The sequence below is a fragment of the Paraburkholderia solitsugae genome, from assembly GCF_013177695.1.
Lineage (GTDB): Bacteria > Pseudomonadota > Gammaproteobacteria > Burkholderiales > Burkholderiaceae > Paraburkholderia > Paraburkholderia solitsugae.
The window spans coordinates 61,026-79,017 of the sequence record NZ_WOEY01000012.1 but is presented as its reverse complement, the minus strand read 5'-3'; the positions used below and the strand labels follow the sequence as shown (position 1 = coordinate 79,017).

13 protein-coding genes are annotated in these 17,992 nt (G+C 61.9%); 3 read left to right on the top strand and 10 right to left on the bottom strand.

Annotation, left to right across the window (positions count from 1 at the left end; all coding sequences use genetic code 11):
• From GNZ12_RS02505 to GNZ12_RS02465, 9 genes are all read right to left on the bottom strand, one after another.
• Positions 1-3,640, bottom strand: a 3,640-nt coding sequence (locus tag GNZ12_RS02505; RefSeq protein ID WP_172308841.1) for an ATP-binding protein, incomplete at its 3' end; no start/stop codon positions are given.
• 26 nt (positions 3,641-3,666) lie between these two features.
• Positions 3,667-5,388 carry an FAD-dependent oxidoreductase gene (locus GNZ12_RS02500; protein ID WP_172308840.1) on the bottom strand — a complete coding sequence of 574 codons (1,722 nt, stop codon included), beginning with the start codon at positions 5,386-5,388 and terminating at the stop codon, positions 3,667-3,669.
• Between the two features lie 38 nt (positions 5,389-5,426).
• Positions 5,427-6,956, bottom strand: coding sequence for an alginate export family protein (locus GNZ12_RS02495; RefSeq protein ID WP_172308839.1), 1,530 nt, complete (start codon positions 6,954-6,956; stop codon positions 5,427-5,429).
• A complete protein-coding gene (locus GNZ12_RS02490; protein ID WP_172308838.1) occupies positions 6,946-7,902 on the bottom strand; it encodes a VOC family protein in 957 nt (318 codons plus the stop codon). The genes GNZ12_RS02495 and GNZ12_RS02490 overlap by 11 nt, the downstream gene beginning before the upstream one ends.
• Before the next feature lie 164 nt (positions 7,903-8,066).
• Positions 8,067-8,318, bottom strand: coding sequence for a DUF1427 family protein (locus GNZ12_RS02485; RefSeq protein ID WP_172308837.1), 252 nt, complete (start codon positions 8,316-8,318; stop codon positions 8,067-8,069).
• A gap of 27 nt (positions 8,319-8,345) precedes the next feature.
• Entirely contained in the window at positions 8,346-8,987 is a 642-nt protein-coding gene (locus GNZ12_RS02480; RefSeq protein WP_172308836.1) for an HD domain-containing protein, read from the bottom strand.
• A 195-nt stretch (positions 8,988-9,182) separates the two neighbouring features.
• Positions 9,183-10,652, bottom strand: a complete 1,470-nt coding sequence (locus GNZ12_RS02475) for a mechanosensitive ion channel family protein (RefSeq protein WP_172308835.1) — start codon at positions 10,650-10,652, stop codon at positions 9,183-9,185.
• Between the two features lie 39 nt (positions 10,653-10,691).
• Positions 10,692-12,560 (bottom strand): amidohydrolase, encoded by a 1,869-nt coding sequence (locus GNZ12_RS02470; protein WP_172308834.1) that lies wholly within the window; start codon positions 12,558-12,560, stop codon positions 10,692-10,694.
• A gap of 173 nt (positions 12,561-12,733) precedes the next feature.
• The gene (locus tag GNZ12_RS02465; protein ID WP_172308833.1) at positions 12,734-13,423 is read right to left on the bottom strand and encodes a hydrolase; all 690 of its coding nucleotides are present in this window, start codon (positions 13,421-13,423) and stop codon (positions 12,734-12,736) included.
• A gap of 304 nt (positions 13,424-13,727) precedes the next feature.
• Here GNZ12_RS02465 and GNZ12_RS02460 point away from each other — a divergent pair, with 304 nt between their 5' ends.
• Positions 13,728-14,246, top strand: coding sequence for a Dps family protein (locus GNZ12_RS02460; protein ID WP_172308832.1), 519 nt, complete (start codon positions 13,728-13,730; stop codon positions 14,244-14,246).
• Positions 14,247-14,311: 65 nt separating this feature from the next.
• Here GNZ12_RS02460 and GNZ12_RS02455 read toward each other — a convergent pair whose 3' ends face one another.
• Complete coding sequence (locus GNZ12_RS02455) at positions 14,312-15,232, bottom strand: LysR family transcriptional regulator (protein ID WP_172308831.1); 921 nt, start codon at positions 15,230-15,232, stop codon at positions 14,312-14,314.
• A gap of 192 nt (positions 15,233-15,424) precedes the next feature.
• Here GNZ12_RS02455 and GNZ12_RS02450 point away from each other — a divergent pair, with 192 nt between their 5' ends.
• Both GNZ12_RS02450 and GNZ12_RS02445 read left to right on the top strand, forming a co-directional pair.
• Positions 15,425-16,573, top strand: a complete 1,149-nt coding sequence (locus tag GNZ12_RS02450; RefSeq protein ID WP_172308830.1) for an FAD binding domain-containing protein — start codon at positions 15,425-15,427, stop codon at positions 16,571-16,573.
• A gap of 39 nt (positions 16,574-16,612) precedes the next feature.
• Positions 16,613-17,827, top strand: coding sequence for an MFS transporter (locus GNZ12_RS02445; RefSeq protein WP_172308829.1), 1,215 nt, complete (start codon positions 16,613-16,615; stop codon positions 17,825-17,827).
• Positions 17,828-17,992: the final 165 nt, after the last annotated feature.

The window sequence follows — 17,992 nt, the reverse complement described above, 5'->3', positions numbered from 1 at the left end:
CTTCAGCCTCGACTAGCAGGAGCTTGTCCCTGAACGTGGCCGGATTGAGCTGCGCCCAATTGCGCAGCTTCGCCAGATGCGGCTCGATTGCAGCCACCGCGGCGCTCGCATCCTCGCCACCGGACACCTTCGCCAGAGTCAGCGCCGTGTAGAAGTGATAGTCCAGCAGATGAATGTGCGCGGGGGTCGCCCACTTCAGCTCGCCGGCTTCGGTGAGGCAATACCGTGCGTTCTGATAGTCGCCGTGAAAATAACAGGAGACGCCCTTCAGCAGCCAGATCCAGAAACGCAGCGTCGCCATCTGGGTATCGAGCACGCCGGCATCGAAGCTCATTTTGCCGTCCACCACGACGCCGAAATTGCCCGGCAGCCCAGGACCGCCCGTCAAACTGTGGACGAAGCGCTTCTGCAGTTCGAGGATCCCTTCAACGTCCTTGAAACGCACACGTCTTGCGAATGACAGCCCAAGGTCGATTTCCTTGTCGACCTGCTCCAGCGGCACCCCAAGAATCAGCAGGTCCGACACGATGTGATTGCACGCATAGCAGCTCATCGTCAGATCGCCGCTCGGGCCAGCCGACTCGAATGCGGCGCGTGCGCATCCCAGCACATAGGAAAGGGGTTGGGTCCAGACCGCGACCTGATCGAGCGCAACCAGCGTACTGGTGACTACCGCGTGATAGCCGCGCTCCTCAACCAGCGTTCTTGCCAGGCGAGAGAATTCGAACCCTTGTGCGTACTCGCCGAAAAATTCCGCGACGTACACGCCGAACCACGCGAGGCTATGCGCCGAGGCCGCGGTGATACCGTGGTCAATGGTCAGCTGCACCATATGGCACAGGTTGAGAAAGCCAAGCCTTTCGTTCACGAACGATGCGGGCGCGTAGATACTCACCAGCAGATTCAATTCTGATTCGATTGCCGCGTTGCGCAAAGGCGGCAGATCGGCGATTGAAGCGAGGGTTCGCCCTCCAAGCGATTGATTGAGCCGGCGGTAAGCCGCCTCGACATCCGCGGCTTCCGGATAACGCGGCAGATACGTACCGAACAGCTTGATCCCTTCGAGGGCGGTATCGACAGCCGCTTCATAGTCCGACAGATGCTGCTGCATGTCGGCTTTCAGCTTGTACACCGACGCGCGCGCAATGACCGACAGGTTCTGGTCCAGCAGTTTTTCGATCTGGGTGCCGGCGGCCTCGAAATTCGCATCCAGAATGTGGCATTGCACCCGCAGAATGCCGATTTCGTAGCCGAGCGATTGCGAATAGTCTTCTCCACTGGCGTCGAGCAGCGTCTGCCCGACGTCCAGGTAGTTCAGCGCGGACTGGATGGCAATCGCTTCTTTGGCGTGACGGGCAGCCTGCAGACAGATTCTGCTGAAGACCGTCGTCTCGTGCGCGTCCAGTTCGCACAATGCCCCGGCTGCCTGGGCGCGTTCGATATGGTGAGCAATGTCGAACGCCGGCCTCTGCAAGTCGCCGATGTCGAAATCTTCCAGCAGGATGCGCGCGATCCGGGCATGTTCGGCACCGCGCTCCTCCTCGGCAATCAGCGCGTACGCTGCCTCCTGGACCCGGTCGTGCGCAAAGGCGAATCCCGTCCGGTCCGACACCGTCAGACCCGCCTCCACCGCGGGATGCAGGCGGCGCTCCAATTCCACGCCGCCGTCAGGATCGATCCGCGCCAGGGTCGCCCTGTCGAGGCGCCGCCCCATCGACGCCAGCAGCCTGAGGACGGCCTGCGCCTCTGCGGGCAGCCTCGTCAAACGCGCGACCATCAGGTCAACGACGTTATCGGAGGACTCGTATTCGCTAATCCGATCGATATCCCATGTCCAGCGGCCGGCCATGCCGTCGTAACAGATCAACTGGTTGTCGGCCAGCGCGAGCAGCAGTTGTTTGATGAAAAAAGGATTGCCGCCCGTCTTCTCGTGAACGACCGCCGCCAACGGATAGACGTGCGCGGAGCCACAATGCAGCGCGTCGGCTAGCAAGGCCGTGACATTGGCGGTATCGAGCGGCGTCACGTCGATCGTGGAGATGCGTGCGTTTGCGCTCGGTAACGAACTCAGGAAAGCCTTGAACCTGGGCGACCGGTCGACTTCATTGACGCGATATGCGCAGATCAGCAGCACATGCCGGTCCTCGACCGTCGTCAGGAAACAGGCGATGAAATTCAAGGTTGCAACGTCGAACCAGTGAACGTCGTCGAAAAAAAGGATCAGCGGGTGTGACTCGGTCGCGAAGACGGACAGCAGCCGAGTGATCAGCGCCTGGAAACGGAGCTGCGCTTCCACGGGCGGCAAGTCCGGCACCTCCGGCTGCACGCCGAGCACCAGTTCCAGTTCGGTGATGTAACTGACGAGCAGTTTGCCTTGCGTGCCGACGGCTTCGCGCAGCACGTCCCGCCAGCGGTCCAGCTCGCCATCGCTCTCGCCCAGAATACGCTGGAACAGCGAGCGTATCGCCTGCATCAGCGGCGCGTACGGCGCGTTCTGGCCGTACTGCTCGAACTTTCCCGAGGCGAACAGCGTAGCTGTCTGCGCGGTCGCGCGGTGCACGCTGCGCACGAGTTCGGATTTGCCCGCACCCGAGTATCCGGACACGAAAATCAGTTCCGCCATGGCCTGCCGCGCGTTGCGCCCGAACGCATCGAGCAGCGTATTGTATTCATGCGCGCGGCCAAACAAACGATGCGTGACGGCAAGGTTTCTGACGTTGTCCTCAGCGGCCGGTTCGAATGGAACGATATGCTGCATCTCGTTCCAGTCAGCCAGACAACGGCGTAAATCGGCCTCGAGACTCGAGGCGCTTTGATAGCGTTCCGCGGGGTTTTTGGCCAGCAGTTTCAGGATGATCGAGCCCAGCACAGCGGGAAAGGATCGACGGTGTTGGCGGGGGTTGGCGGGCTGACGCGCCACGTGGTTATAGACCCATTCGACCGCATCCGCCGCCTCGAAGGGCAATTGCCCGGTGAGCAGCTCATAGAACGTCACACCGAGCGAGTACAGATCGCTTCGCTCATCGGCATGCCCTTCCGCCCGCCGGGCCTGCTCCGGCGACATATAGGCCAGCGTGCCGTACAAGGTGTCTGGTGATTCGGTCAGCGGATCGCCGACAAGGCTGAAAGCGTCGCGAAAACCCAATAACCGGATCGTGCCATCACTGCATTCCAGCAGATTGGACGGCTTGAGGTCGCGATGCAGGACACCGCGTGCGTGCGCGAGACGCAGCGCGTGCGCGGCGCCGACCGCAATACGCAGGAAACGGCCGACCGCAATCATCCCGTTGGCGGGTGGCAGAACCAGCGTGCCGCCGTTGTCTTCGTACACGAGCACCGGCCCCCGCGACAGCCGCACGAGTGCGACCGGCCGCACGGCCCATGTCGACTCGAGCTTGTCGGCCGGTGCGAATTCCTGCTGCAAGCGGCGCAACACCGCGTCCGAGGGCAGATCGGTCGGCACCGCGATCAGCCACGACCGTGCGCCTTCCTGCCACCTCGCGCGATAACGCACGATGTTTCCGTCGACCAGTAGTGCCTCGAGCGCAAGCCGGTCAAACCACGCCTGGTCAAAATGCACGCTTACACCAGAGTTCGGCGACGATCCACGAACGCCCTCGATGATTGCCGCTGTACTCAATTCGCCTCTCTCCCTTCCGGACAGCCCTAAGCGGCTACCGCCGTCAGCTGGCTAAGGTACGCATGGATCTGACCGACCACGGCGGCGCCGTCGCCCACGGCCGCGGCCACCCGTTTCGCGGACTCCGAACGCACATCGCCGACCGCAAACATGCCCGGTATGCTGGTTTCGAGTGGATATCGCTCGCCTGCTTCAGACAGCCCATCCTCACTGCGGGCGAAACCCGTGACGACAAACCCTCTGTTGTCGAGCTCCACGCCGCTCGATCCGAGCCAATCGGTCTTCGGGTCTGCGCCGACGAAGAGAAACAGATGACGCGTCGCGACGACTTCCTCCACATCCTCGTCTTCATGCCGGATATGAAGGTGCGTGAGTCCGGCTTCATCGCCATCGACCGAACGCAGCGTGCAGCGCGTGTACAGCGTGACGTTAGGCAAGGAGCCGATCCGGTCGATCAGGTATTTCGACATGCTGGCCTCGAGGTCCTTGCCACGAATCAGCACGCGGACGCTGCGCGCGAAATTGGCGAGAAACACGATCGCCTGGCCGGCGGAGTTGCCCCCGCCCATCAACACGATGTCCTGCCCCTTCACCAGCTTCGCTTCGATCGTCGACGCCCAGTAGTACGTGCCGCGTCCATCGAAGCGATCGAAGCCGTCCACCGTCGGCCTCCGATAGGCGGCGCCGCTCGCGACCACGACCGTGCGGGCGCCGATGCGCTGCCCGTCGAGCAAGGTCAGCAGAAAGAGGCCTTCATGACGGCACACATTCGTGACCTTGCCTGGAATCGCCAGATGCGCGCCGAACTTCAGCGCCTGCTGGAACGCCCGCGCGGCGAGTGCCTGGCCCGAAATGCCGGTGGGAAAGCCTAGATAGTTTTCGATCCGCGAGCTGGCGCCGGCCTGGCCGCCCGGCGCACGCTGATCGAATACGGCAACCGACAGGCCTTCCGTGGCGGCATACACGGACGCCGCCAACCCGGCAGGCCCGGCGCCGACGATCGCAACGTCATAGACGTGCGATTGCTCGAAAGTCGGTACGAGTCCAAGGCACGATGCGAGCTGGACCTCGTCCGGCGCGCGCAGCACGTTGCCGTTTGGGCAGAAGACGAGCGGAAAGTCGTCGGGGCCGGTGGTCATGCCGCCCAGCAGCGTGATCGCCTCGGGATCGCTACGCGCGTCGATCACCGTTGCGGGGTACGCATTGCGGCGCAGAAAACTTTGCAGCCCCATCAGCTTCGAGCAGTCGCCATCACCCACGATGATCGGCCCGAGCCCCTGCTCGATCAGTCCAAGCCGTCGCAGGATCAGGGCGCGCATGATGTGTTCGCCAAGCTGCGCATCGGCCACGATCAACGCGCGCAGCCTTTCCGGCTCGATCACTAGCGTCTCGACGTCTGTCAGTGCGACACCGTCGATCAATGCCGGTTTGCCGGAGAGTTGCGCCATCTCGGCCATGAAGTGTCCGTCTTCATGTTCAGTCACGAGCGTCGAGCGGCCGAAACTGTCGCGCGAATAGATCCTCACACGCCCACGCAGCAACACGAACAGGCCGAGTGCAACGTGCCCCGTTTCGAAGATCAGTTCGCCGGCCTTGAACGACATCGGCCGGGCAAAACGCCGCAAACTCTGAATCTCCGCCGTCGAAAGACGGGGAAACATCTGATGTTGACGGTACTCCAGCGATGAATACGGTGTCGCGAGTTCCGACGGTGTCGTCGCCTCGTTGGATAATTCTAGAGTGCTCATAACATGACCTCATCTGACATGGTTTGCAGATAGCGCTTCTACCAGCCGAATTTGAGTTCCGCGCCTATGTAGTCGGCATTGCGGGCGCCCAGCTCGCGCAGCGATGGTCCGATCTGGAAATGCACGGCCTCAAGCGCTGCGGCGAGGTTCGCGGTGACTGCCCAGTCGGCGCGAAGTTGCGTATAGAACCCCGTCCAGAGATTGCCGTGTCCCGCCGTGCCCGGCACGACCGCCGAGCCTTGCTGGTACACCGCATCCGCGGTGGTCTCGCGCCATTGCAGACCCACACCGGCCAGCAGCGTCAGCTTGCTATTCGGTTTGAGGGTGAGCGACGGCTTCACGTGAATCAGGTTGGCGTAGCCGGTATAGCCGGCCAGCGCGAAGTAATAGCCGTTCGGGAACAACGGGTTAAACGTACCGACACGGCCGTCGCCGGGATGGCTGTCACCCGATGCGGCGTCCACCTGAATGCCGATCCGCGGCGTCCACGGCGCGGTCTTCAGCGTATAGCCGGCGAGCGAGCCCACCGCCCACGCGCCGATCGTGTCGCTGCCGACATGTCCCGACTGATACATCGCCTCAACGTCCCAGTCGATAGCGTTGACGTTGCCGGAATAGCGCGCGTCGAATACATCGCGATGTTCGTCGCCGACCGCGTCGAGAAAGTGCGCGTTGCTGCGGTTGTAGCGCGAGTAGTACGCCGACAGGTCGCCCGGCCCGACGTTTTTGCGCTCCACACGCAAGCCGCTGAACGTCAGATCGCGATTGGAGACGTCGTCGAAATCCGAATTGTCGCGATACTGCACCGGCTGCGTCGCATAGGCGATCCAGCGCCACGGTCCGGTTTCATAGTCTGTCCATAGCCCGTCGAATGCCTGACGAACGTTCGGGCCGTCGCGAACCGAGACGAAGCGCTGCAAGTCGAACGCCATTTCCTGCCGGCCCACGCGGAACTTGAAGGTGCCCGGCCCCAGCGGCTCGGTAATCGCGACGAACGCCTGGCGCAGATCCAGCGGATTTTTATCGACCGGCGTGACGTTGTCCTTGCCGTAGGGTTGCGCGTCTTCGAATTGCGTGAAGATCTGCACATGGGGCCCGAGACGGATATCCGCATGCACGTCCAGACGTTGCAGCAGATACGTGTCGTCATGCCCCGATCCGAGACCGAACAGCGGCGCGTCGTTCACCTCCAGGCGCTCGCGAAGCACCACACCGAGCGAAATGTACGCGTCGGGATTGCCGAACAGCGGAATGTATTTCAGCGAATCGAACGGCCGTTTCGGCACGCAGGGATTGGCCAATACCCCCCAGTTTTCCTGCCAGCGATTGAACATGATTGCAGGCCGTGCACACGACGCACTCGCTGAAGCCGAAGTCACCGCGGTGTTTGCCGCGGAGGTATCGTCAGCCCCGCCGAGCGCGGTGTCCGCCGCCGAGGCCGGCAGCGCGGCCGCGAGACCCGTACTGAACAGCAGGGCACGGGCGGCGCGCCGTGCGGAAAAGCGGGGCGCGCGCCTGCGGGACTTCAGTGACCACAACGGCTTCATGACGTTTGCATCACTTGCCATCGTGCACTTCAGCAATGTAACGGCCCGGGAACTCGAGCATGGCGGTCGTACCTGTTGCGCTGTGGTACGGCGGGTAGAGCACCTTTGCGCCGGCCGCTTGTGCGCGCTCGATCGTCTGGGCGACATCGTCCACGGTATAACCGGTCGTTTCGGTCCCGAACGGGACCGGCAGCTTGCCGTCCGTGACGAATACGACCATGTGGCCGAATCCCGAACTGATTCGAATCACACGGATCGTCTCACCCGGTCGGCCGATCACGCCGGCGTCCGCACGCGGGTTGTCCGACACCACCTTGCCATGCGAGAAGCGCAGCCACCGGCGAACGAAGTTGTCCGCTTCGTAGCGCGACACGTACACACGGTTGTCCGGCACGCTCTGCAACGGCGCATAGTTCGGCGCCTTGGTGTGCCAATAGAGCTGCATCGTGACGCCGCCCGGCCATTGAATGATCGCGTCCTTGCCGATTGGATCGTCGAACGTATCGACGAGGACGTCGGCACCGGCCGCACGCGCGGCTTTCACCGCCTTATCGATATCGGTGACCAGATACCCGGTTCGCTCATTGCCGAACGGATACGGAATCGCCGTTTCGAAGCCGAACACCGAGAGCATGCCGACCGGCGTTTGCACATACTGCGACGCGGTCTTGCTCGGCGTGGGCGTTACCGTGAAAACCGCACGGGGAGATGCCTTGCCACCGAATGTCGCGAGAAAGCTGTTGACGAACGCGTCGAGATCGGCCGAAGCCACGTACACGTGAGTCGTGTCGTACTGTGCGCCGACCGATACGTCGGGCTGTCTCGCGGCGACTGCGGCTTTTCCGTTCGATACCTCCGGCGGTCCGGCATCGGCGAACGCTGATACGGATGCAACCGATGCCAATCCAATCAGTATCGCCGCGCAGAGAGACGCGAGTGAACGGGGTTGATGAAACGACTTGAACATAGTGTTACCCAAAGGTGCTGGCAATGTTTGAATGGTCTGCCTCCGATCGAGGCGGTGTGTGTTGTCCGCCGAGCGTTTGGCACAGCCCGCAATCGGCGCCGGGGCGCTGTCGTCGTCGATTCACGAACGATGTTCAGCGAGGCGAAGGACAGGTGCCTGTCAGGTCAGCCGCCCTGCTTCGTCGCGCCCGGCGCCACCGTCTTTTTCGCGTCGGCGTCCGTCACCTGCCCAGTAACCTGGACCGCCGTCGTCTGCGCAAAAAACTGCGCTTTGACAACAGGGATGGCGTGCTCGCCCAACACCATGCCGAGCAGCCCGGCCAGCGCAATCAGCGGCGGCGCCGGAGACTGCACCTTGAGTAGCCAATAGAGCAGCCCGATGCCGAAGCCGACGCCCAGAGAAATGATGTAGCCCATGCTATTCGTCCTTTCCAGAAACACCCTTCAATTCAACCAGTCCGATCCCAGCACCAGCCCGCAGAAATTCAAGCGGCGATAGTTCGGATCCCATCGGTCCAGTACGTCGGCATTCACCGTTCCGAACGTCGTTTCCGGACGATGTTCCATGCCACGCGCATAGGCTTCGATGATCTTCTTCTTGAAACCTGATTCGCGCGGATAAGCCTGCACGATTTCATCGCGCTGTTGTACGGTGAATTCGTCGTGGCCGGCGCCCCGCACATCCATTTGCACGCCGGCGCTGACCAGCGCAACCAGCGGCGACATATGTTCCGGAATGCCCGGTGTCGTGTGCAATGCGATCGCCACCCATACTTCGTCGATCAGACGGTCGACGACGACGTGCTGCCGCAGAAAATCGCGCGCGGCATTCGCGCCGTCCACCTCGAACCGGCAGGGCGAGCGCTGATACTTCACGTTCAGACCGACGTTGTGAAACATCGCAGCGACATAAAGCAGTTCGGCGTCGAACGTCAGGTTCTCGCGATATCCGGTCAGCGCACCGAACAGAAATGCTCTTAGCGAATGATGAAACATCAACTCCGACTCCGTACCCCGGATCTGATCGGTCGCCGCCTGAGCCATTACACCATCGGGAATCTCAATGCCGGCAATGGTCTTCTTCATCTCAACTCCTCCGTGTCGCCCCTGCCCCTGGTGTGCCTCTACACGCATGCCAGACCGATACCACGGCCAGGCGACGTTTAGGACCGTTCGATGTTCAAGGAGCGCCAGTGCATTGCAGCGTATCGAATTAAATTCATAAAGACTTTGGCAAATCCTTAAAAACACTTAATCGGCGCAGTACGCCTGCGGATCCACTCAAAGCGACAGTTCATGAATGCGCCGCACGCCGTCGCGAATCCATTGCAGAAAGCCGCCCGGGCTCTGCTCCACATGACCCGGCGATGCAAGGACCATTTCCTCGGTTGCATGGTGTTCCGACAGCAACCGGCACATTTCCTTCACCACATCCGGGCGCTGCGCGAGAACAGGCGTCAACGCGCTCTTGTCCAGCCGGAACACAGTGGTGCGGGTCAGCGCACGCACGACAACAGCGGTCCGGACGCCGGCGAGAACGCCGGACTGGCCAATCGAATCGCCCGGCGCGAGCCTTCGCAGTTCGACCTCGCCACCGTCCTTCGCCACGATCACTCTCGCGACGCCCTGCGCCAGAATGTGAAGCTCGTGACCGCTCTCATCCGCCGCGTTATAAATAATGTCGTCGGCATCGAACTCGTGCTTCGTCAGTTGCGCTGCCAGGTGCGATAGCTCGTCAGCTTCCAGCGTCTGGAAGATCAGCACGTTGCGCAGCAAGCGATGTTTCTCGTCCGCTGGGTCGACAGCGGGCTCGGGCACCGACAGCGGCCGCAAAACGACGCCGCGCGAAAGCAGATGGCGGTGCGCGAGATCGAAGAGCTCATTACGCACACCGGTCTTTTTGCTCAGGGCGTCGACGTAGCAGACGATCTCGTACTCGATCGCGTCGTTCGTGGCGCGGCGCACGCTGACAAGCGGTTTGGGATCGATCAGCACGTCCCCGGAACTGGCGGCGACGTTGGCGAGCGCCTCCAGCACGAGTGCGGGCGGGATCGACGGCTTGACCGGCAGCACGATGCTGATGCCGTGCGTATGCGACGGCTCATTGGCGTTGACGATATTGGTGCGTGCGGCCACGCTGTTCGGGATCACGACGATATTGCCCTGACCGTTCAGCAGGCTCGTCGCACGCCAGTTGCTTTCGACCACTTTGCCTTCCACGTCGCCGATCGTCACCCAATCGCCAATCTGAAACGGCTCCGTTGCGTTCAGGACGACGCCTGAAAACACATCGTTGAGCGTGCTCTGGATCGCGAGGCCGAGCACGACCGCGAGCGCGCCGGACGTGGCGAGCAGCCCTTTCACCGGCAGTTGCAGTACGAACGCGATCGCCCCCACCGCGGCGGCCATGAACACCAGCGCACCAAGCACGTCCTGAAACAGGCGCTCCCTGTGCCACGTCTCGGGCAACACGACGCGATCGAGCAGGATGATCACAAGGCGCGCACCTTGCAGCCACCACACCACCTCCAGCACCTGCGCAAGCAGATGGCGCAGCGGCTCATCCGGCCAGGGCGCCGCGCCTAGCGGATTCATCCCCGAACTGAACAGCACGTAGGTCGACAGACCGAACATGAGCGCACGCAAGGCGAGGCGCCCCCGGTCGCTCTTGCGGTCCATGAAGCGCCAGGCGAGGAAATCGAGGACCAGAATGCCCAGGCCAAACAACACACCGTCGGTCAGGGTCGGCATCGTGGTCCTCGCTCGCGTTGTGACACGAACCTGTGGCGATCAGAATGCGAAACAGCTACATCCCAAGGCGCCCCAGAAACCGTTCGAGTCGCTGACCGGCACGTTTTTACGCCACGCCCAACCGTGGGCATGGGCATGCACGCCGCACAGATTCACGCAGCCATCCACACAGGCCACCGCAGTCGGCTTGTAACGGCTGTAGCCGCCAAATTCCGCCACCGGCGACCACGACGGGCTAACCGGAAGATCGGGCGGTCCGAGCGCCGCGAATTCGTCGTCGGCGTACACGACCTTGCCGCCCACCACCGTCATCGCGGAGGTCAGGAACTTGATGCGGCTTTCGTCGACGGTAAAGTAGTCCTCGCTGAGTACCGCGAAGTCCGCGAACTGGCCGGGCACCAGCGCGCCTTTGCGGTCGTCCTCGTTCGAGAACCATGCACTGCCTACCGTGTAGCGGCGCAACGCTTCCATCCGGTCCAGACGGTTCTCGCTGGAATACATGGCCGTGCCGCCGACCGTTTTACCCGACACCATCCAGTAAAGCGATACGAACGGGTTGAAGCTCGCGACACGCGTGGCGTCCGTACCCGCGCCAACGGGCAATCCGGCATCGAGCATGTGGCGAATGGGCGGCGTGCGCTTGACGGCCTCTTCACCATATTGCTGGATGAAGTACTCGCCCTGAAAGGCCATCCGATGCTGGATCGCGATGCCGCCGCCGAGTGCTCGCACCCGCTCGATGTTCTTCTGCGTGATGGTCTCGCAATGGTCGAAGAACCAGCGCAGCCCGTTGAACGGGATCTGGGCGTTGACACGCTCGAATACGTTCAGGAAGCGCTCGATCGATTCGTTGTACGTGGCGTGAAGGCGGAACGGCCAGCGGTTCGCCACCAGCAGTTTGACGACAGCTTCCAGTTCGTCTTCCAGCGTATCCGGCAGATCTGGGCGCGGCTCGAGAAAATCTTCGAAGTCCGCTGCCGAGAACACGAGCATTTCACCGGCGCCATTGACGCGCAGGAAATCGTCGCCGTCGCCGGGTTTGGTCATCTTCACCCACTTCGCGAAATCTTCGATTTCCTTCTTGGCATTCTGCGTGAAGAGGTTGTACGCGATCCGCACGCTCAGCTCGTTGCGCTTTGCGAGATCCATGATGACCGCGTAGTCATCCGGATAGGCCTGGTAGCCGCCGCCCGCGTCGATCGCGCTCGTCACGCCGAGGCGATTCAGTTCGCGCATGAAATGCAGCGTGGAATTGCGCTGATCTTCCGGTGCGAGCTTCGGCCCTTTGGCGAGCGTCGCGTACAGGAGGCCGGCGTTCGGCCGTGCGATCAGCATGCCGGTCGGGTTGCCGCGCTTATCGCGCTGGATCTCGCCACCGGGGGGATTAGGTGTGTCTTTGGTGTAACCGACCGCGCGCAGCGCCGCTGCATTCAGGAGCGCGCTGTCGTACAGATGCAGAATAAATACCGGCGTGTCCGGCGCGATCGCATTGACTTCTTCGAGCGTCGGCCCATGCCCCTCGGCGAACTGGAATTCATTCCAGCCGCCCACCACGCGCACCCATTGCGGCGCCGGCGTGCGCGCCACCTGCTTCTTCAGCATGTCGAGCGCGTCCGCGAGCGACGGCACGCCGTCCCAACGCAACTCCATGTTGAAGTTCAGTCCGCCTCGAATGATGTGCAGATGGGAATCGTTCAGACCAGGGATAACCGTGCGCCCCTTGAGGTCGATCTGCCGTGTCGTGGCGTTCACGTGACGCATCACGGTTTCGCGAGATCCCGAAGCGACAATTCGGCCGTTCGCGACGGCAAGCGCATCGGCGAATGACCGCTTGTCGTCCTGCGTAGCGATCTTGCCGTTGAAGAACACGACCTCGGCCGGTGTTGGCTGGGGAGTATTGGAATTCATGGTGATCCTCATAGGGAGCGCTCCGCGCTCAAGATGCGGAGCTTTTCCGGGGAAGCGGGCGCTCGTCGCGATTGCTTCCATGAAGCATTCAGAAGCAGGTTGAAGCCGGCCGGCGGAATTCAGGATACCGATGCATTGCCATCGAATCCCGCCGGACGACGTAATGCGACCGCTTACTTCTTTGCAGGCACCGCTGCCAGAACCTCGTGCGGCCCCGATGTGCGCTGGGGAGCCTTGTGCACCATGGTGTAGGCATAGTCCACACCCATCCCGTACGCACCCGAATGCTCTCTGGCAATTGCCATGACTGCGTCGTAAGTCTCGCGGTGCGCCCAATCGCGTTGCCATTCGAGCAGCACCTGTTGCCAGGTCATCGGAACCACGCCGGCCTGGATCATGCGCTGCATTGCATAGTCGTGCGCGTCCTTCGACGTGCCGCCCGACGCATCGGCGACCATATAGATTTCGTAGTCGCCTTCGTCCATCGCGCACAGCGCAAACGTGTTGTTGCAAACCTCGGTCCACAGACCTGCCACGATGACCTTTTTCCGGCCATTGGCAGCCAGCGAGTCACGAACCTTCTGGTCGTCCCACGAATTCATGGACGAGCGTTCGAGCACTTTGTGGCCCGGAAACACGTCGAGCAGCTCGGGGTACGTGTATCCCGAGAAACTTTCGGATTCCACTGTCGTAATGGTGGTCGGAATGTTGAACACCCGCGCTGCCTTCGCGAGACCTACTACGTTGTTCTTAAGCACCTGACGATCGATGGACTGAACCCCAAAAGCCATTTGCGGCTGATGATCGATGAAGATGATCTGCGAATTTGCAGGCGTCAGGACTTCGAGTTTCGGATTTGCCATGGCTATGTACATCCTAAAGAATTAGTGAACACGGGAAGACACGCGCACTCGCTTGAAGTGCGAGGAAAACTGAAATCCATTCTATCCACGGCCTTCTAAAGAATCCTCCCCGGGAGCCTTAATAATTCTTAAAAAATATTTTCAATAAGGAAAGCCCAGTTGATCCCGACCCGGCCCTGGCCGTCGCCCGCTCAGAACATTTCACATTTTCTGCAGGACTTTATGTGCGCGGCATTCCTACACTTCAATCAGCCGTAGTCTTGAACGCACGTTGTACTTATCGACACAGTCAAAGGGATTCGCCATGAAAGAAGCACTTGAAGCAGCAGCGCATCGCGCGGCGCCGTTGAAGACACCGACACGTCTGACTGAAGAGGCGACCCGCGACATTGCCGGCGCGTTGACAACGTTGCTCGCGGACGTGTTCGCCCTGTACCTGAAGACGAAGAACTTCCATTGGCATATGTCGGGGCCGTATTTCCGCGATTATCACCTGTTGCTCGACGACCAGTCCGACCAGATCTTCGCGACGGTCGATCCGATCGCGGAACGCGCGCGCAAGATCGGTGGCAAGACCCTGCACTCAACCGGCCAGATCATCAAACTGCAGCGAATTCTCGACAACGATGCGGATTTCGTGACACCGGACGACATGCTCGCCGAGTTACGTGACGACAATCTGGCGCTCGCAGGCTACATGCGCGAAACCCATTCGCTCTGCGACGAGTACGGCGATGTCGCCACGGCGAGCCTGCTGGAAAACTGGATCGACGAAGCGGAGCAGCGCGTGTGGTTCCTGTTCGAATCCGGGCGCCATGCGTAAGGCCGCTTGAACGGGATCGCGCGCCGTCAGACGAGCATGCCTGCCTGGCGCGGGCGCGTCGCCGTTCAGCCTTCGGGAGCGGTGTGAAGCCGGGTTTCCAGAAACTGAAGGAGCGAGCGCACTTTGCTGGAGTGACGGCGGTTGGGCAGATAGGCGGCATAGACGACTGCATCGCCTTGATGAGGACTCGCATCGAAGGTCTCGAGGAGTCGCATCAGGCGCCCCGCGCGAATCTCGGCGCCGACCAGCCATTCGGGCAGCAAGGCGACGCCGCGCCCCGCCATCACCGCCTCAAGCAGGAGGTCGAGACTGTTCGACAACAGATGGCCGCGAACCTCGACGCGCTGCTCGCAGCTGTCCCGGCGGAAGGTCCAGACCTGGCGGGTGCGGTAGCCACCGCCGTACGCGACACGAAGGCACTCGTGGGCTTCGAGCGCTTGCGGTGTCTGAGGCGTGCCGCTGCGCTCCAGGTAGTCATGGCTTGCTACGACGTAGCGCAGATTGTTCGCCAGTTTTTTGACGATCACGTTGGCGTCACGATCGGGCAGCCCGATCCGGATCGCGACGTCGATCCGGTCGAGCGCGAGATCGACAAAGTGGTCGGCCACGACGACGTCGAGGAACACGCGCGGATTCTCGGAAAGGAATGCCGCCAGATGCGGCGCGAGCCGCAAGCGGCTGTAGGTGGACGGTACCGAAATTCTGAGCGAACCGACTGGCGACGCGCCACTGTCGAAGACGCTCTCGTCCGCTTCGGCCAGATCGTCGAGCACCTTGCCGACCTGCTCGACGTACGCAATGCCGGCGTCCGTGAGGCTGACCTTTCTGGGTGTGCGGGTCAGCAGCGCGGTACCGAGGGAGACCTCCAGAGAGTCCATCAGACGCGTAACCGACGACGTGGCCACCCCGAGACGTTGTGCGGCCTTTGAAAAACCGCCGGCGTCGGCCACTTCCAGCAACGTATTCAGGGCGAGGAGTTTGTCCATGCTTGGCCTTATCGACGGTTTGGTTGCGAACAGCGCAACGCCAGGTTGCATTTTAGACCAATTCTATAAATTCAACGCAACGCATAAGCTGCATCCATTACCTAGTGAGGGGTGAAACATGCAAGCCATTCAGGTCGAGTTCAACTACGACGTCACTTGTCCGTGGCGTTCCGCAGGGCAAAGGAACGCAGCATGAGATCGCTTGAGAAACCCCGCGCGGTCGTGATCGGCGGTTCGCTCGGTGGGCTGCTCGCGGCTACCACCTTGCGGGCGGCCGGCTGGCAGGTCGACGTGTTCGAAACATCGCCAAATGAGCTGGAAAGCCGTGGCGGCGGCGTCGTGCTTCAGCCGGATGTGCTGGATGCGCTCCATTTTGCCGGCGTCGCGTTGCCGAATCCTCCTGGCGTGGCGTCAGGCGAGCGCATCTATCTGGACCGCGAAGACAACATCGTCGAACGGCTGTACATGCCGCAGATGCAGACGTCGTGGAGCCTGCTGTACCGCGCCATGAAAAATGCGCTGCCTGCGGCGGTCGTGCACGCAGGCGAGACCTTTGTCGATTTCCGCATGGAAGGCGAGCAGATCGTCGCGCAGTTCGAGAGCGGCCGCAGCGAGCAGGCGGATTTGCTGATCGGCGCCGACGGCATACGTTCCACCCTCAGGCGGCGCCTGCTGCCCGAGATCCTGCCGGCCTACGCAGGCTACGTGGCGTGGCGCGGACTCGTCGAGGAACCCGATCTGCCAATGCACGCTGCGGACATGCTGCGTGAGCGCTTCACGTTCCAGGACGGCAATGGGCACTCCGCTCTCGCCTATCTGATTCCGGACGAGGACGATTCGACCGCGGTCGGTGCCCGCCGCTGGAACTGGGTGTGGTACCGCAAATACAGCCGTGAAAAACTCGACGAGCTGCTGGTCGACCGCAACGGCGTTGCGCGCGCGTTTTCCTTGCCGCCGGGCACGACCAAAAGCGCGGACATCGCACAACTGCGGGACGACGCACGCGCGATGCTCGCGCCGACCTTTCGCGCCCTCGCCGACGCGACCGATGATCCGTTCATGCAGCCGATCGTCGACCTGCGCTCGCCGAAGATGGTGTTCGGCCGGGCGATCCTGCTCGGCGACGCCGCATCCGTTCCGCGTCCACACACGGCGGGCAGCACCGCGAAGGCCGCGGCCAATGCCCATTCTTTGGCGCTTGCGTTGTCATCGACATGGCAAAGCGGCGCAACGATCGACACCGCCCTCAAGCGTTGGGAGAACCAACAGTTGCAACGCGGCAGGCTGATGACCGATCTGGGCATTTCGCTGGGCAACCGGCTAATGAACATCGCCCGCTGATATCCGAATTTTCCAGTTCTTTTACTTCAAGGAGTTGTCATGTCAACCCAGGCATCCACCACGGTGGGCGGCACAGGCCACGTCAAAATGACGCGCAGTCTGATCGCGTTGTTCGCGTTCTGTTGCGGCGCTATCGTCGCGAACCTGTACTACGCACAACCGATCACCGAACTGATCGCACCGGACATTCACATGTCCGGCAACACAGCCAGCATGATCGTTTCACTCACGCAGATCGGCTACGCATTCGGCCTGTTCTTTCTGGTGCCGCTCGGCGACCTGCTGGAGAACCGCAAGCTGATGATCACCACCGCGCTGGTCTCGATCGTGAGTCTCGGTGCCGCGGCTTTCGCTCATCAACCCGGCTGGTTCCTCGCGATCTCGCTGCTGGTGGGATTCAGCTCCGTGGCCGTGCAGATTCTGATCCCGCTCGCCGCGCATCTCGCGCCGGACGAGTCGCGCGGCAAGGTGGTCGGCACCATCATGAGCGGCCTCCTGCTCGGCATTCTGCTGTCGCGTCCGATCTCCAGCCTGGTGGCCGGGCACTTCGGCTGGCGCGCGGTGTTCGGTTCCGCCGCGGTGCTGATGGCGATCGTCACCACCGTGCTCGCGCTGACGATTCCGCCGCGCCAACCGGACCACAAGGCCACCTACTTCGAACTGATCGGCTCGCTCGGCCATCTGGTCCGCACCATGCCGGTTCTGCGTCACCGCTCCTTCTATCAGGGGCTGATGTTCGCTTCGTTCAGTCTCTTCTGGACCGCGATCCCAGTCGAGTTGACGCGGCACTTCGGACTCTCGCAAACCGCGATCGCCATCTTCGCGCTGGTCGGTGCGATTGGCGCAACTTCGGCGCCGGTGGCCGGACATCTGGCCGATGCGGGTCACACAGTGCGCGCGACGCTGATTGCACTCGTGGTGGGCGCCCTTGCTTACATGCCGGCGCTGATCCATCCGGCGTGGGGCGTGTTCGGTCTCGTTGTGACCGGCATCGTCCTCGATTTCGCAGTGCAGATGAACATGGTGCTCGGGCAACGCGAAATCTACGCGTTGCATGCGGCAAGCAGAAACCGCCTGAACGCGCTGTATATGACCAGCATCTTCGTCGGCGGTGCTTTCGGTTCGGCGCTCGCCAGCCCGCTCTATGAACACGGCGGCTGGCCGCTGGTCGCCGGCGCCGCCACGGCCTTCCCGCTCATTGCACTGGCGCACTACCTCGCGATCGGCCGTCCGCACGCCGCCCGCATCGCCTGACTGGTTCGCTTGCCGCATCGTCACTCAGACGCCCGGACGGCGCGCCGTCCGCGCGTTGTCCGGGCACTGTCCGGTTAACAAGATTTCAGCGCAGCTTCAGGAAATTCCATGGCATCGGCGATACGCTAGTCAACATAGTCCTCTATGCGAGCGACGTTCAATCGT

What these genes read in the sequence shown, in the direction of transcription:
- GNZ12_RS02500 (WP_172308840.1), bottom strand. Translation starts at nt 5,388, where the DNA reads ATGAGCACTCTAGAATTATCCAACGAGGCGACGACACCGTCGGAACTC.
- GNZ12_RS02450 (WP_172308830.1), top strand. Translation starts at nt 15,425, where the DNA reads ATGAGATCGCTTGAGAAACCCCGCGCGGTCGTGATCGGCGGTTCGCTC.
- GNZ12_RS02465 (WP_172308833.1), bottom strand. Translation starts at nt 13,423, where the DNA reads ATGGCAAATCCGAAACTCGAAGTCCTGACGCCTGCAAATTCGCAGATC.
- GNZ12_RS02480 (WP_172308836.1), bottom strand. Translation starts at nt 8,987, where the DNA reads ATGAAGAAGACCATTGCCGGCATTGAGATTCCCGATGGTGTAATGGCT.
- GNZ12_RS02445 (WP_172308829.1), top strand. Translation starts at nt 16,613, where the DNA reads ATGTCAACCCAGGCATCCACCACGGTGGGCGGCACAGGCCACGTCAAA.
- GNZ12_RS02490 (WP_172308838.1), bottom strand. Translation starts at nt 7,902, where the DNA reads ATGTTCAAGTCGTTTCATCAACCCCGTTCACTCGCGTCTCTCTGCGCG.
- GNZ12_RS02460 (WP_172308832.1), top strand. Translation starts at nt 13,728, where the DNA reads ATGAAAGAAGCACTTGAAGCAGCAGCGCATCGCGCGGCGCCGTTGAAG.
- GNZ12_RS02495 (WP_172308839.1), bottom strand. Translation starts at nt 6,956, where the DNA reads ATGGCAAGTGATGCAAACGTCATGAAGCCGTTGTGGTCACTGAAGTCC.
- GNZ12_RS02485 (WP_172308837.1), bottom strand. Translation starts at nt 8,318, where the DNA reads ATGGGCTACATCATTTCTCTGGGCGTCGGCTTCGGCATCGGGCTGCTC.
- GNZ12_RS02455 (WP_172308831.1), bottom strand. Translation starts at nt 15,232, where the DNA reads ATGGACAAACTCCTCGCCCTGAATACGTTGCTGGAAGTGGCCGACGCC.
- GNZ12_RS02470 (WP_172308834.1), bottom strand. Translation starts at nt 12,560, where the DNA reads ATGAATTCCAATACTCCCCAGCCAACACCGGCCGAGGTCGTGTTCTTC.
- GNZ12_RS02475 (WP_172308835.1), bottom strand. Translation starts at nt 10,652, where the DNA reads ATGCCGACCCTGACCGACGGTGTGTTGTTTGGCCTGGGCATTCTGGTC.